Origin of the sequence: Bordetella sp. H567 (assembly GCF_001704295.1) — a bacterium.
Classification (GTDB): Bacteria; Pseudomonadota; Gammaproteobacteria; order Burkholderiales; family Burkholderiaceae_B; genus Bordetella_C.
In genome coordinates this window covers 4282721-4297218 of the sequence record NZ_CP012334.1, presented here as the reverse complement: position 1 = coordinate 4297218, position 14498 = coordinate 4282721, and the positions used below count along the sequence as shown (strand labels likewise).

Genomic DNA, 14498 nt, shown 5'->3' with positions numbered 1-14498 from the left:
GTGATTCCGCAGGTTCAGTGGAATGCGTTTCGACGGGTGGTGGCAAATGCGACTGAAGGATCGGAGTGTAGGGGCACGGTTGGCGCTGGGCTTTGGGGTGGTGCTGGGCTTGCTTGTGGCCTTGGCGGTGCTGAGCATGGTGCGCATGCGCTCGGTGGACAACAGCCTGAACATGATCAATGGCATCAATAGCGTCAAGCAACGCTATGCCATCAATTTTCGAGGCAGCGTGCACGATCGGTCGATCGCCCTGCGTGATGTCGTTCTGCAGAGCGCTCCGGCGGAACTGTCCAAGGTGGTCCAGCGCATCGAGAGCCTGACCAGGGACTACGCGGATTCGGCGCGTCCATTGGACGCGCTTTTCGCTCGCGAAGCCGTGCTGCCGGAGGAAAAGGCCGCGTTGGCCCGCATCAAGGAGTCCGAGACGCGCACGATGCCATTGTTGCAGCGCGTGATCGCCTTGAAGCAATCCGGCAAGGCCCAGGAGGCCACGGACCTGCTGCTTTCCCAGGCGGCGCCTGCCCTGGTGACCTGGCTGGCTGACATCAACGGCCTGATCGACCTGGAAGAACGCCTGAATCGGGACATCGCCATGCACGCCCAGGCGGTGTCCGGCCACTTCAAGCTGGAGATGGCGGCGCTGTCGCTGCTAGCCGTGTTTCTGGGCGTAGCTGTCGCCGCCATGTTCGTGCGCGGACTGTTGCGCCAATTGGGCGGCGAGCCGCGCGACGCGACCGAAATCGCAAACCGGATCGCGCAAGGCGACCTGAGTGTGCAGGTCAAGGTCAGGAAGGGCGATGACAGCAGTCTGCTGTTCGCCGTCAAGGCCATGCGTGACAACCTGTCCGGCATCGTCGGCCAGGTGCGCGCCGGTACCGATACCGTCGCGGCGGCGGCCGCGCAGATCGCCGCGGGCAGCCAGGACCTGTCCTCGCGCACCGCGCAGCAGTCGGCCTCGCTGGAAAGCACCGTGTCGTCGATCGAGGAGCTGACGGCGACCGTCTCACAGAATTCCGACCACGCCCGCGAGGCCAACAAGCTGGCGATGTCGGCGTCCGGGATCGCGACCCGGGGCGGCGCGGTGGTGGGGCAGGTCATCGAGACCATGGTGTCCATATCCGAATCGGCACGCAAGATCGTCGACATTACGGGCATCATCGACACCATCGCGTTCCAGACCAACATCCTGGCATTGAACGCGGCGGTCGAGGCCGCGCGCGCGGGCGAGCAGGGCCGGGGCTTCGCGGTGGTGGCATCCGAAGTGCGCGCGCTGGCCCAGCGCAGCGCCGCCGCGGCCAAGGAGATCAAGGCCTTGATCGATGATTCGGCACAGAAAGTAGAGAGCGGCAGCCAATTGGCCACGCAGGCCGGGGTCACGATGAACGAGGTGGTGACCAGCGTGCAGCACGTCACGTCCCTGGTCGGTGAAATTACCGTGGCCAGCGTCGAGCAGGCGCAGGGCATCGAGCAGGTCAACAAGACCATCATGCAGATGGACACGGTCACGCAGCAGAACGCCCATCTGGTCGAACAGGGCAGTTCGGCGGCCGCTGCGTTGCAGGATCAGGCGGCGACCTTGTCTCAGCTGGTCAGCGTATTCACGCTGCAGGCGGCCGCGATGCGCGTAGCGGTGCCGGCAGATGGAGACGAAGGGCTGGGCATGTTGCCGCGTCACGGCGGCGAGCCGCCGCTGCTGGCCGCCTGAGCGGCCCGCGCATCAGGCATAGAACTCGGCCGGCATGGGCTTGCCCAGGTAATAGCCCTGCCCGTAGCGGCAGCCGCGCCGCAGCAGGGCATCCTGGTGCAGTTCGGACTCCACGCCTTCGGCGACGATGTGGATGTTCAAGCTCGTCCCGAGGGCGATGATGGCGTCCACGATGGAACCCGCATCGGGATTCTGGACGAACGATTTGTCGATCTTCAGCGAGTCGACCGGGAAGCGCTGCAATTGGGTCAGCGACGCGTACCCCGTGCCGAAGTCATCCAGGGCAATCCCGACGCCAGACTGGTGCAGCGTTCGCAGCGCATCCTCGACCGCGTCGGCGCCCGGTCCCAGGTACACGCTCTCGGTGATCTCCAGAGTGAGTTGGTCCGGGCGAAGGCCATATTGCTTCAGCATGTCCAGGATATGTCCGGCCAGGTCGAGCCGGTAGAACTGCGCGGCGGCGACATTCACCGAAACGCGCTTGAAGTCGAAGCCTTTGTTGAGCCAGCGGCGCATTTGCTCGAAAGCGTTGCGCAAGGCCTCATCGCCCAATTGCGGGGCCAGCGCCTGGTCGTCGAAGGCCGCGTTGAAATAACCGGGCGTCAGGATGCCTTTTTCCGGCAGCGACCAGCGCATCAGGGCCTCGAACCCCGACAGCGTATGCGTTCGCATATCGTAGATGGGCTGGTAGTACAGGATGAATTCCTTGCGCTCGATGCCCCGGCGCACGTTGCGCAGCAACTGGACCCGTTCCTCCAGCCGGTCGCGCATTTCCGGTTCGAACACGACCGTGCGGTCGCCGCCGGCTTTTTTTGCCTGGTAGAGCGCGATATCCGTATTCCGCACGATCTGGTCCGCGTCGTTCGCCTGGGCCGGCGCCTCGCACATGCCGATGCTGACGGATGCGGACAGCGTCTGGTCGGCGTAATGGACGGGTTCCCTCAATTGCAGCCGCAGGTGGTTCATCTGCTCGACGGCACTGCCTACCGCCGTGTGGATCGGCGCAATGACCGTGAACTCATTGCTGCCGACACGCGCTGCGAACGTCCCGACCGGGAAGTAAGCCGTAATGCGCCTGCCGACTTCGATCAGCAACTGGTCGCCCGCATGATGGCCGATGGTGTCATTGATGTCCTTGAACCCGTCGATGTCGATGGCGATCAGGACGATGGGTTCATGCCGGGAAAAATGCCGGCCCAGCTCCAGCAGGAATGCGCCGCGGTTGGGCAAGCCCGTCAGCTTGTCCGTATAGGCGAGTTCGTGGAAGCGCCGCTGGGATTCGACTTCGTCGGTGATGTCCTCGACCAGGCCGTGGACGCGAACGACCTGGCCTTCGTGCGATTCCGGTTCCGCCAGGACATGGATCCAGCGCGAGGACCCGTCCAGCCGTTGGATCCGGCGCCGCGAATCGTAGCCCTGGCCTTCGCGCAGCAGGCGGGCGAAGTCTTCGCGCGTATCGATGATGGCGTCGCCGGGATAGAACCGCCGCATCAGGACATCCAGGCTGGGCTGGATGGTGGTATCCATGCCGTAGATTTCCAGCGCCTGCTCGCTGAGCGTCAGGTTGCCCGTGATGACGTTGTATTCCCAGCCCCCCACCTTGGCCAGGCGAAACGCACGGGCCAGCAGCTGTTCCCGGCGCCGGGTATCGGCCAGGGCTTTCTGCGCACGCAGGGCTTCGCTGGCCATGGCGGCGAAGTCGCGCAGGCGCTGGGCGTCGTCGGTGGAAAAGGTGCGGCTGATGGTATCGGCGATGCACAGCGCGCCGACACGTGTGCCATCGGCCAGGGTAAGCGGGGCCGCCGCCAGGAATCCGACGGGCCAGTCTGCCGCGGATGGACCCGAGTGGCCACATGCGCCGCCATGGCGTGCGAGGTCGGCGGGCGTGGCGACCACGATGCCGGGGGCGTCGAGCGCGGGGTAGCTGCATCGCGCCAGCAGTTCGGCCGTGCGTCGGCAGGCGCCGCTGGACCAGAGGCTTACCGGGCTGGCGTCGCGCAGCCAAGTTACCGCAAACATCGAAACGCCAAAAAAAATCCCGGTCAGGCGGCAGAGTTCCTGCACGCCCGGCAAGTCTTCGCCATCGCGCAGGCCCAGGACGCTCACCGGGATGAGCGACGGTGCGTGATCGGCGTTGACGTAAGGCGAGGCACTCATTACCGCTATCTCAACCGCTGTCTGCCGGCGGCAGATTCAGTAGCCAGCCGTCGTCCTGCTTTTTCATCGACCATCCATAGAACATGGCGATCGCTTGCGCGTCCTCCAGCGAGATGGGCGGGGGATTCTCGGGCGGCAAGGTGCGGGTGGTTGCGTCGGGAGGCGCCGGGAGCGCCCGCGCGGCCAGGGCGCCCGCCCCTTCCTGCTTGATATGCAGGAGGCCGCGTTCCGGCAAGCCGTGGATTGCCAGGATCATCCATGCCATCAGCACATAGCGGCCGGTCCGGTGCGCCGCCGGCGCGGCGTGGGAAAAGTCGTCAAGCTGCACCTTCTTGCCGGAGAGGAGCAACTGCGAAAAAGCCAGGCGCCGGCATTCCTGCAGGATGGCATGGACGTCCACCGCGGGACCATCGTCCTGGAACCAGTTGTTCAACAGACGGATGGCCGCGACGCTGTCGTCCAGCATGGTGTCCAGGTCGCCGACGAAGGGCGGCGGATCGGCGGGCGCGAGAGTGCCCTTGGTAATGGCTTTTTCGAGCAGCACGATCGTCAACTTGGCATTGGACAGCGGTTTCAGTGCATCGTGGCGCAATACCGGGAAGATGTGCGCGAGGATCCTGAACTGGATCGCTTCTACCAGGCGGAGATCGTGATTGGCGGCCGGCATTATGTCGTCGTTTCCCCAGGGTTGCCCAGCATGCGCTCCAGGACGGACAGGTCCAGGGGTTTCTCCAGCCAGGCGTCGAAATTGGATGCTTCCGCGCGGTCGTTGTTCCGCGGCAGGCCGCTGAGCGCGATGATGCGAATCTCTTTGCCGAACTTGGCACGCAGGCGCATGGCAAGCTCGTAGCCGTCGAGGTCGGGCAGCACGATGTCGGTGATGACGACATCGGGGCGGAGGGTGTCGCAAGCGGCGATCGCATCCCCGCCATTGGCCGCGGCCTTGGACTGGTGGCCCAGCAGTTCAACGAATTCCGACAACAGGTCCGACGCCATCTCGTTGTCGTCCACGATCAGGATCTGGAGGTTTTTGTCGGTCATGCTGGCAGTTTCTCCTGGCGCGCGGGCAATCGTGTTCTGTTCTGTAGTGTGACACGTTTAACAAGGTACGCCGCGCGAACCGTGAGCAAATGATACAAAACCGTGATGAAGTTTCGATTTGTTTCGACCCGCCGTCGGGCCCCCAGGCTCAGGCGCGTTCCAGGCCCGTCCGCAGGGACGGTGCCGTCCGGGTGGCCGAGCCGTGCAGTGGTGGCAGGGCATAGCGCCCTTCACGATATGCCCAACTGGGCCAGAGCGCGTGGGCCAGCGCCTCGCGTGCAAGCGCTTCGTCGACCGGCACGGGGTCGTAGGTTTCGGGCCGCGCATAACGATATTGGACGGGGGCTTTCTGCGGCCCCAGCACCAGCAGACGGTCGCCCTTCAGGTAGCCGTAATTGTCGCCGTACTGCATGATGGCGCGGCCCGGGGCGTTGTCGGGCAGGGGACGCGTCAGGTCGCGGCCCAGCATCGGGTGCCGGGTTTCCAGGCCCATCACGGACAGCAGTGTGGGTGCGAGGTCTATTTGGCTGATGATGCGGTCGTCGCGGCGCGCGGCAACATCCGCGCCCAGGATGACGGAGGGGATGTGGAAATGGCGCACCGGCACCAGGCTGGCACCGGAGACGCGCGAGTCGTGGTCCGCGGCGATCAGGAACACCGTGTTTTCCCAATAGGGCGAGTTCTTTGCCTCCTCGAAGAAGCGTCCCAGGGCCCAATCCGCGTAGCGCACCGTGTTCTCGACCGTGGCAGGGTTGCCGTCGGGCTCGATGCGTCCGCTGGGGTATTCCCAGGGAGTGTGGTTGGACACCGTGAAGGCCAGGGTGAAGGTCGGCTGGTCCCCGTCGCTGCTTAGCAGGCGGTGCAACTGGTTGAACATGTCTTCGTCGGAGGCGCCCCACGTCCCAACGAATTGCGGATCGACGAATTCCCCGCGGTCCACGATGTGGTCGAACCCGTTGCCCAGGAAAAAGCCCTTCATATTGTCGAAGTGCGCCTCGCCCCCGTAGATGAAGCGCGAGCGGTAGCCTTGTCGTCCCAGCAAATCCGCCAGGGTGAAGAAGCCGCGCTGGGCATCGGGCAGCTTGACCACCGCCTGAGCCGGGGTGGGTGGGAACCCCGTGACGACGGCCTCCAGGCCGCGCACCGAACGGGTGCCGGTGGCATAGGCCCGGGTGAAATTCCAGGCCTCGCCCGCCAGGGCATCCAGGCAAGGCGTCAAGGCTTGCCCTCCCAGGTTGGCGACGTACTGCGCGCCCAGGCTTTCTTCCAGGATGATGACCAGGTTCAATGGCCGTGCGCGGGGACGGCCTGGCGCCTGCGTATGCATGCTGGGATAGGTCGGGTCGGCCGGCGGGCGCGGCAGGCCGGCGGCGTCCAATACCTGCGCGTGCATTTCCTCGTCCGGCATATCGCCGTAGACGGCCGAGGCGGACTTCTCATTCTTCATGCTGTAGACGGCGTACAGCACGCTGTACAGCGAATTCAAGGGCAGCATGTTCAACATGCCGTCGCCGCAGTAGGCCACCGTGGAGGGGTTGATAGGGCGGTGCTGCAGCGTGCCGCGGATGGCCAGTATGCCGATGGCCAGCGCCAACAGGCTGAGCAGCGGCATCTGCCACCAAGCGAGTACCGCGTCGGGCCGCGGGTTGCCGAACAGCAGGCGGCCTATCCATGCGGCCAGGACCACGACCACCAGCCCGCCGACCAGCGGCGCCTTGAAGCCGCGCCAAAGCATGCCGGATACCTCGCGCGGGTGCTTGAGGTATTCGACGAAAAGCCGGTTGGGACGTGCGTCGTATTCCAGGATGAAAGGCGGCGTCGCGACCTCCATGAAGACCAGCAGCAGCCATGCCGCCTGGAACCATATCGACGCGATGGTCGTCGCGGTGGGCAGATGTCCCAGCCAGGGCGAGAAGACGGCCGGCGCTACCGCCAGTACCGCGACCTGGTGCGCGTCGATGCGCCAGCCGCCGCGCAGGATGGGCCAGAGGCTGCCGGCATTGCGTACGCGCTCGCGCTGCCAGGCCGCCAATGCCAGGCGGCTGAGGGTCAACATAAGCAGGGCCGCGACGATGAAAACCAAACACAATTGCCGCATGGGCTCTCCCGGCATGCCGGCGTGTGGCCGTGATGCCTTTGTCTATCGTGGACGGCGCTTTTCGTATGGCGCCGGTGGCGTCGGGGCTGGCCCCGGGCCGCAATGTTAATGCGGATCGGGCTGATGGCGGGACCCGCCTGGCACGGAATATGCGCCGCCCGCGTACTGACGGGCACGCCCCACCGATTGCGATTAAAAAGAAGGCGAAAGAATGGCGCGTAGATACAAGATTCTCGCCGGTATCGGCGCGGCGGTCATTTTAGTCCTGGTGGCCGCCATCGTGTTCCTGGCCACGCTGGACGCGAATCGCTTCAAGCCTTTCGTAGAAGAGAAGGCCACGGCCGCCGTGGGGCGGCCCGTCGCGATCCATGGCGACCTGCGACTGGAATGGCGACGTTCCGAGGACGAGGAGGGCTGGCGCGCCTGGCTTCCGTGGGCGGAGATCACGGCTGGCGATATTTCAGTCGCCAATACAGACTGGGGGCGGGCGCCGCAGTTCGCGACGCTGAAACAGCTGCAGTTCAGGATTGGCCTGTTGCCCTTGTTATCGCATCGCATTGCGTTGCGGCATGTCCAGCTGGGAGGGCCGGCGGTGAACCTGGAGCGCCTGGCGGATGGCCGTGCGAACTGGTCTTTCACCCCGCAGGACGACAAAGAGAAGGATCAGAATAAGACCTCGGCCTGGCGGCTGGACGTGCATGAAATCGCCTTCGACCAGGGGACTGTCGGCTATCGGGACGAAACCCGCCAGGCCGATATGCAGGTCATCGTGGATCCCTTGGGCAGGCCGGTTTCCATCGCCAACCTGGCCGGGGCGACCATCGCCGGCGAGGTGGGGGGACGCGCCGCGCAAGGGCAGGCGGCCGGACAGGAAGGGCAGGCAGGCCAGGTTCCGCAAGCGGGGCAAGCCGCCCCGCGAGGCAAGGCGGATCAAGCCGGCCCTGGTGGCCAGGCAGGACAGGCAGGGCAGGCAGGGCAGGCAGGACAGGCAGGGCAGGCAGGGCAGGCAGGACAGGCAGGGCAGGCGGGACAGGCAGGGCAGGCGGGACAGGCAGGACAGGCAGCGAAAGCTGGGCAATCGGATCGGGCCCCGGGTGCGCAGGGCGCAGACAACGCGTACGTCTTCGGCTGGCGCGCGAAAGGAAAATACAAGGCACTGGACGTCGACGGCCAGGGCCGGATCGGCGGCGTTCTCGCCCTGCAGGACACTGCCAAGCCTTTTCCGGTTGAGGTCAAGGCAGCCGTGGGCCAGACCAAGGCCTCAGCCGCCGGCACGCTGACCAATCCCATGGATCTGGGCGCCCTGGATCTGCGCCTGACCTTGTCCGGCGCCAGCATGGCCGACCTGTATCCGCTGATCGGCGTCGCCTTGCCGGATACCCCGCCGTACAGCACCGATGGACACCTGATCGGGCGCTTGAATGCGCCGCAAGGCGCCGTATACGAATATCGGGGCTTCAACGGCAAGGTTGGCGACAGCGACATCCATGGGGATCTCACCTTCACCAACAGCAAGCCGCGACCGCGGCTGCAGGGGCAGTTCACGTCGAATCTGCTGCGTTTCGCCGACCTGGGGCCCTTGGTCGGCGCGGACACCGGCAAGGGAAGCGGGCGCAAGTCGAGCTCCGACAGTGCAAAGGTGGCGCGGGCCGAACGGGAATCCGGGAAGGGCGGCCCGCAGAGCGCCAAGGCGCCGTCGGATCAACCGCCGAACAAGGCGTTGCCGGTACAGGAGTTCCGCACGGATCGCTGGGACGCCATGGACGCGGACGTAAGCCTGAAGGCCCACAAGATAGTCCAGACTGCCGATTTGCCGCTCACCGATTTGCAGGTGCGCGCGGTGATGCAGAATGGCGCGCTGGCCCTGACGCCCTTGCGCTTCGGCATGGCCGGCGGCAAGCTGGACGCGGATATTCATCTGGATGGATCGAAAACGCCCATGCCGGGACGGGCCAAGCTTTCCGCGCGCGGCCTGCAGTTGCAGCAGCTGTTTCCCAAGGTGAAGACCATGAAGCGCAGTCTGGGAGAGCTGAACGGCGATGCCGCCCTGACCGGCACCGGCAACTCGATCGCGGCGTTGCTGGGTAGCGCCAACGGCGAGACGAAGATACTGATCGACAACGGCGTCATCAGCAGCAGCCTGATGGAGCTTGCCGGGCTTAACGTGGGCAATTACGTCGTGGCCAAGCTGTTCGGCGACGAGGAGGTGCCGATCAATTGCGCGGCGGCCGACGTCAGGCTTAAGGACGGCCTGGCGAAGCCGGATCTTTTCGTCTTCGATACGGAAAACGCGGTGATCAATATCGACGGTTCGGTGAACTTCAAATCGGAGGACATCGACCTGGACATCACGCCGCATAGCAAGGGGCTGCGCATCATTTCGCTGCGCTCGCCGCTGTACGTTGCCGGTACGCTGAAAAATCCCAAGGCAGGTGTAAAGGCGGGGCCGCTGGTCGCGCGCGGTGCCGGCATGGTGGCGCTGGGCGCCGCCTTGACGCCCGCCGCGGGCCTGCTGGCCTTGATCGTGCCCAGCAACAAGGGTGCCGAAAACCAGTGCGCCACGATGCTGCATGAAATGCAGCAGCCGCCCAAGGCGCCGCCGCCGCGGCCCACGGCGACAAGGCAGCGCCAGGCGCGCTAGCGCGCCGCCTGCGGGAGCGGCGCGGCCGCGCGCGCGGCGGAACGGAAACCGTCCGCGCTGTCCGGGTCAGGCACGCAGGTTTGGTTGCGGCCGTTGTTCTTCGCGTGATAGAGCGCCTTGTCGGCCTCTTTCATGACCGCGTAGACATCCTTGCCGTGGTCGGGATAGCGGGAAACGCCAATCGAAATCGTCACCGTGCTTCCCGACGGATTCACCGCCTCCTCCATCGACACACGCAAGCGTTCCGCGGCGCGCAAGGCATCGTCCAGCGACGTGGCGGGCAAGAGCATGGTGAACTCCTCGCCGCCTGCGCGCGCCAGCACGTCATTGCTGCGCGAACCGTGGCGCATCAGCGAAGCCAGTGTGCGGATGACGTCGTCGCCCGTGTCATGGCCGTGCCTGTCGTTGATGGCCTTGAAGTTGTCGATATCGATCACGGCTACCGCGACTGGCACGCCGGTGCCGGCGAATTCGTCCAGTGCGCGCATCAGCCCGCGGCGGTTCAGCAATGAGGTCAGCGCGTCCGTCGTCGATTCGCGGCGCAGACTGCGGATCTTGTGGTTGATGCTACCCAGCCCCGTCAGCAGCGCCCGCTTCAGCTGGGCCGCCTCGAAGTACCAGGACTTGACGCCGCGGATGCGGTCGGAGGCGTCCAGTTCATCCATCTGCTTGGCCGCCCTGGCAAGTTGCCACAAGGGTTCGGCGATCAGCTTGGAGAGCCAGCCGATGCAGAGCAGCAGCACGATCATCATGGGGAGGGAGTTGCGGACGGTGAGCCAGAGCAGGTCGTCCATGCGCTGCAGCGTGCCCTCCACGGGCCGCTGCGCCACCAGGCCCCATCCGGTGGAGGGAACGACGGCATAGCCTGCGAGCATATCCACGCCTTTCGTATTTTGGACGCGCCGCTCGCCCGATACGCCCCGCATGATGTCCTGGACGACGGGATTCTGCCCGACGAGCTCGCCGATACGGCCCGTATCGGGATGGTAGATCAGCTTGCCGGTGCGATCGACGACATACAGATAGGAACCGTCGCGGTAATAGTGTTCGCCCAGCAGCAGATGCAGCGCGTTCTGCTCGTGCAGGTACAAGGTGCCGGCAATGAAGCCGATATAGCGGCCTTGCCGGTCGAATATGGGGTGGGAATTCAGGATGACCCAGCGCCCGGTCAGGCCAAGATACGGTTCGCTGACCTCCGGCTTTTTCGAGCGCAGCGCGCGCTGTACGGGGTCGCTATCCAGGCGCGCGCCCACCAGTCCGGTGGTGGTCGGGTCCACGGCGAGGATCAACCCGGTGGCGTCCACCACCAGAACGGAATTGAAATGATCGTTCTGGCGCATCAGCCGCCGCGCCTCGTCGGCCGCCCGGTCCGGGCCCGTTTCCATGTCGGCCAGCATGCTGGCGCTGTAGGCCAGTTCCTGCCGGATCGTGCGGATGAAGTTGTCGGTGGTGGTCGCCAGCTTGGCGGCGTACGCGTGGTTGCCTTCCAGCGTGTTGGTCAGGAGGATGTCGCGCTGTACCCGATAGCTGGCGTAGAAGCTATTACCCAGGGCCAGCAGGACCGAGCACAGGCACAGCCACAAAATGAGACGGCGCAGGTCGATTCTGAACATGGGTGGGGGTGGGGCTGCCGGCGCGCTGCTCGAGCTATGCAATTGGAGGATGATACGCCCTGTACCCCTAAAAGGCGGAGGGACAGCCCTGCCTGTTTGCATCCAAAGATGCAGCCCGGGAGCGTTTTGTCGTGTGGTGGCGACACAGGCTGGCTTTGTCGCGCCCGGTGGGTTTGCCGGGCGATTTGGCCAGGTCGATCAAAACGTGTATACTTTCGCCTCTTGATTCGGGCGGCACCGCTTGATCGGCTTGGTGGGTTTGGCTTTTGGGCCAGTCCGCAAGCTTGGCAGGGGTGATGTTGCGAGTCAGGCGCAGCAGCGCTGGGGCAATCCCGGTGCGCATAGCGGGCTGTTAGCTCAGTTGGTAGAGCAGCGGACTCTTAATCCGTAGGTCGAGTGTTCGAGCCACTCACAGCCCACCAGAATTCCTTGGAAGTACCATGCATACAGCCCACCCGCAGCGGTGGGCTTTTTGCTTTTGGGAATTTTTGTAGCGTACGAACGCCGTCTATTTTGCTGGCGCCGTCCTGCTGCTGCGGGGCCTTCATCCCTGTCGAGGCCTGGTCGGAGTGCGCTCCGCCCTGTGAGTCACCGGTTTATGTCAGCGCCGAACCGAGGATGGCACGGTTACACTTAGCCGTCAAAAGGGGCCGGCCATGGAAAAGAGTTTGATTGACGTCGACGGTGCAGCACAGGCGCTACGGCAATTTGCCGAAGAGCGCGATTGGCAACAGTTCCATTCGCCCAAGAACCTGGTGATGGCGCTTTCGGGTGAGGTCGGCGAACTGACGGAAATCTTTCAGTGGATGAGCGAGGCCGACTCGCACACCGCTGCTACGGCCCCCAAGACTGCCCGTGCGGTGCGCGACGAACTCGCTGATGTCGCCTTGTACCTTATTCGGCTCGCTGACGTGCTCGGGGTCGATCTGAACGCGGCCGTCGCCAGCAAGCTGGCGTCCAACGCCGCCAAGTACCCCATCGAGACATCGCGGGGAGTCAGTACCAAGTACGACAAACTGACGAAGTCATGATTGTCTACCAGGCCGACAAGAAAGAGTTTTTACTCGACTACGACGACCGCGACATTGAAGATCTCATTCATGCAAAGTACCAGGCGGCGACGAGCCGCAAGGTCGCCATGGCCGAGATTCGTTCGTGGCGCGAGTCGCTAGGCTACGTTGCCCGGGTACTGCGTGATTCGGCGATTGCGGACGATGTGGGCGTAGCCGTCGAATTTATCCTGCCTCAGACGGCCAAGCGCATCGATGTGATTCTTGCAGGACATGCTGACGACGGTTCCCGCCGCCTGGTCGTGGTCGAGCTGAAGCAGTGGTCGTCGGTCGGCGCCACGGATCGGGATGCGATCGTACTGTTGCGCGGCGGAAGTAGACCCGACCAGGCGCGCGTCCATCCCAGCTATCAGGCATGGTCGTACACAGCCTTCTTGGAGGGTTTCAATGAGGCGGTCTACGACGGGGGGCTGCAGTTGCGTCCTTGCGCCTACCTGCACAATTACCCCGCCGATGGCATTATCGACGCGCCGCATTACCAACCCTACATCGAACGCGCTCCGCTGTTCTTGAAGGGCGATGAAGACCGCAAGCGCCTTCGCGATTTCATCAAGCAGCACATCAGGCACGGCCGAGGTCGCCAAGTGCTATTCGACCTTGAGCATGGACGGCTGCGTCCTTCCAAGGCACTTGCCGACGTGGTTGACAAGCTCCTAAAAGGCAACAGTGCGTTCACGCTGATCGACGATCAAAAAGAAGTGTTCGAGGCGGCCAAGGCTGCCTGCCGGCAGGCCAGCGCTTCGGGCAAGCCTCGCGTCGTGATCATTGAAGGAGGCCCGGGAACCGGCAAGTCGGTAGTCGCGGTCAATTTGCTCGCGGCGCTGCGAGAGGGCTTGACGGTAAAGTACATATCGAAGAACGCTGCGCCTCGCGCGGTCTATAGCGACAGGCTCATCCAGACCCGCGAGAACGCGCATCTGGTGAATCTGTTCGGTGGGTCTGGCTCCTTCACTGAAACCGAGCAAGACGCCTTCGATGTGCTCGTAGTGGATGAGGCGCACCGCCTGACCGAGAAGAGCGGCTTCTATGGAAACCTTGGCACCCATCAGGTGAAGGAGCTCATTAATGCGGCAAAGTGCAGCATATTCTTCATTGACGAAGACCAGCGCGTGACGCTAAAGGACGTGGGTTCGGAAGCGGTCATCCGTGAGTTCGCAGCGGCCCGTGGCGCGCAGGTGGAAGAGTATTCGCTGTCTTCGCAATTCCGTTGCGCCGGCTCCGACGGCTACCTCGCATGGGTGGACGACGTGCTGCAGATTCGTCCCACTGCCAACCAGACCCTCGACGGCGTTCCATTCGACTTCCAGGTGTTCGACAACCCGGCGGCGTTGCACGCGGCGATTGAAGCGAAAAACGGGAATAACCGCGCGCGCGTGGTCGCAGGGTATTGCTGGCCGTGGAACAGCAAGAAGAACCCCAGGGTCAACGATGTGGTCATAGGCGATTACGAGCGTCAATGGAATCTCGATCAGGACGGAAGCCTGTGGATAGTCGCCCCCGACTCGGTTCGGCAAGTGGGGTGCATCCATACATGCCAGGGGCTGGAAGTCGACTACGTCGGCGTCATCATCGGGCCTGACCTCGTGATGGACGGCGATACGCTGGTGTCCGTGCCCAAGGCCCGGGACAGACACGACAAGACCATGAAAGGGTTCGTGAAGCTGTCGAAGCAAAAGCCGGCCGAGGCCGCGCGGCTGGCGGACATGATCATAAAAAACACGTACCGCACGCTGATGACGCGTGGCATGAAGGGATGCTATGTCCATGCCACTGATCCCCAACTGCGCGAATACCTCAAAGCACGCGCGTAGGAGCTGCGACAACAGCGGGTCTTCCGCGGCGTAGTGTGGCACCGCATCGACGGAGGTATGGGGCGGCATCCGCACTCGTTCTTCCGCACCGACAGCACGACGACGCCCTCGGCACATGAGCTTGCCGAGCAGGGCGCTGGCTCCAACGCAGCGCTTCATTCTCCGGTGATTCGCCGCCAAGGTTCCGGGAATTCGACATGGCTGGTCATCTTTTATTGCGTTTCTATTAAGAAAAAAGAAAAGACACGCTTTAAAACGCATTTAAAGAATTGCCGCATCGGTTCCATTGCGAGTTGTGTAATCAATGTAATTCATTGCGGTGGATTGCTCTCTTTTCCGGGTATTCCCTGATTCATTTCCAC

The 14498-nt window shown here is 63.8% G+C and carries 10 protein-coding genes and 1 tRNA gene; 6 read left to right on the top strand and 5 right to left on the bottom strand.

The window, feature by feature from the left end; translation table 11 throughout:
* Nucleotides 1–46: 46 nt before the first annotated feature.
* Complete coding sequence (locus tag AKI39_RS26190; RefSeq protein ID WP_066639690.1) at nucleotides 47–1705, top strand: methyl-accepting chemotaxis protein; 1659 nt, start codon at nucleotides 47–49, stop codon at nucleotides 1703–1705.
* Nucleotides 1706–1717: 12 nt separating this feature from the next.
* Here the strand turns inward: AKI39_RS26190 and AKI39_RS19295 are convergent, their stop codons facing one another.
* The 4 genes from AKI39_RS19295 to AKI39_RS19280 all read right to left on the bottom strand — a co-directional run bounded on the left by AKI39_RS19295 (nucleotide 1718) and on the right by AKI39_RS19280 (nucleotide 7001).
* Complete coding sequence (locus AKI39_RS19295; protein ID WP_066639687.1) at nucleotides 1718–3862, bottom strand: putative bifunctional diguanylate cyclase/phosphodiesterase; 2145 nt, start codon at nucleotides 3860–3862, stop codon at nucleotides 1718–1720.
* Nucleotides 3863–3872: 10 nt separating this feature from the next.
* Complete coding sequence (locus AKI39_RS19290) at nucleotides 3873–4529, bottom strand: hypothetical protein (RefSeq protein WP_066639685.1); 657 nt, start codon at nucleotides 4527–4529, stop codon at nucleotides 3873–3875.
* The gene (locus AKI39_RS19285) at nucleotides 4529–4903 is read right to left on the bottom strand and encodes a response regulator (protein WP_066639684.1); all 375 of its coding nucleotides are present in this window, start codon (nucleotides 4901–4903) and stop codon (nucleotides 4529–4531) included. The genes AKI39_RS19290 and AKI39_RS19285 overlap by 1 nt, the downstream gene beginning before the upstream one ends.
* A gap of 148 nt (nucleotides 4904–5051) precedes the next feature.
* Nucleotides 5052–7001: an LTA synthase family protein gene (locus AKI39_RS19280; protein ID WP_066639681.1), complete on the bottom strand. Its 1950-nt coding sequence runs from the start codon at nucleotides 6999–7001 to the stop codon at nucleotides 5052–5054.
* A gap of 211 nt (nucleotides 7002–7212) precedes the next feature.
* Here AKI39_RS19280 and AKI39_RS19275 point away from each other — a divergent pair, with 211 nt between their 5' ends.
* Complete coding sequence (locus AKI39_RS19275; RefSeq protein ID WP_066639678.1) at nucleotides 7213–9642, top strand: AsmA family protein; 2430 nt, start codon at nucleotides 7213–7215, stop codon at nucleotides 9640–9642.
* On the opposite strand, the gene AKI39_RS19270 is transcribed toward AKI39_RS19275, so the two are convergent.
* Nucleotides 9639–11255 carry a sensor domain-containing diguanylate cyclase gene (locus tag AKI39_RS19270; protein ID WP_066639675.1) on the bottom strand — a complete coding sequence of 539 codons (1617 nt, stop codon included), beginning with the start codon at nucleotides 11253–11255 and terminating at the stop codon, nucleotides 9639–9641. The two genes, AKI39_RS19275 and AKI39_RS19270, sit on opposite strands and share 4 nt — an antisense overlap.
* Nucleotides 11256–11601: 346 nt before the next feature.
* Here AKI39_RS19270 and AKI39_RS19265 point away from each other — a divergent pair.
* The 4 genes from AKI39_RS19265 to AKI39_RS25580 all read left to right on the top strand — a co-directional run bounded on the left by AKI39_RS19265 (nucleotide 11602) and on the right by AKI39_RS25580 (nucleotide 14487).
* Nucleotides 11602–11677: transfer RNA gene (locus AKI39_RS19265), tRNA-Lys, on the top strand.
* A 234-nt stretch (nucleotides 11678–11911) separates the two neighbouring features.
* A complete protein-coding gene (locus AKI39_RS19260; RefSeq protein WP_066639672.1) occupies nucleotides 11912–12286 on the top strand; it encodes a nucleotide pyrophosphohydrolase in 375 nt (124 codons plus the stop codon).
* Nucleotides 12283–14136 (top strand): DUF2075 domain-containing protein, encoded by a 1854-nt coding sequence (locus AKI39_RS19255; RefSeq protein WP_066639669.1) that lies wholly within the window; start codon nucleotides 12283–12285, stop codon nucleotides 14134–14136. The genes AKI39_RS19260 and AKI39_RS19255 overlap by 4 nt, the downstream gene beginning before the upstream one ends.
* 33 nt (nucleotides 14137–14169) lie before the next feature.
* Nucleotides 14170–14487: a hypothetical protein gene (locus AKI39_RS25580; protein ID WP_145925322.1), complete on the top strand. Its 318-nt coding sequence runs from the start codon at nucleotides 14170–14172 to the stop codon at nucleotides 14485–14487.
* Nucleotides 14488–14498 lie beyond the last annotated feature (11 nt).

Bases quoted from the DNA above. Each gene is read 5' to 3' on its own strand.
- AKI39_RS26190 (WP_066639690.1), top strand. From the start codon at position 47: ATGCGACTGAAGGATCGGAGTGTAGGGGCACGGTTGGCGCTGGGCTTT.
- AKI39_RS19295 (WP_066639687.1), bottom strand. From the start codon at position 3,862: ATGAGTGCCTCGCCTTACGTCAACGCCGATCACGCACCGTCGCTCATC.
- AKI39_RS19290 (WP_066639685.1), bottom strand. From the start codon at position 4,529: ATGCCGGCCGCCAATCACGATCTCCGCCTGGTAGAAGCGATCCAGTTC.
- AKI39_RS19285 (WP_066639684.1), bottom strand. From the start codon at position 4,903: ATGACCGACAAAAACCTCCAGATCCTGATCGTGGACGACAACGAGATG.
- AKI39_RS19280 (WP_066639681.1), bottom strand. From the start codon at position 7,001: ATGCGGCAATTGTGTTTGGTTTTCATCGTCGCGGCCCTGCTTATGTTG.
- AKI39_RS19275 (WP_066639678.1), top strand. From the start codon at position 7,213: ATGGCGCGTAGATACAAGATTCTCGCCGGTATCGGCGCGGCGGTCATT.
- AKI39_RS19270 (WP_066639675.1), bottom strand. From the start codon at position 11,255: ATGTTCAGAATCGACCTGCGCCGTCTCATTTTGTGGCTGTGCCTGTGC.
- AKI39_RS19260 (WP_066639672.1), top strand. From the start codon at position 11,912: ATGGAAAAGAGTTTGATTGACGTCGACGGTGCAGCACAGGCGCTACGG.
- AKI39_RS19255 (WP_066639669.1), top strand. From the start codon at position 12,283: ATGATTGTCTACCAGGCCGACAAGAAAGAGTTTTTACTCGACTACGAC.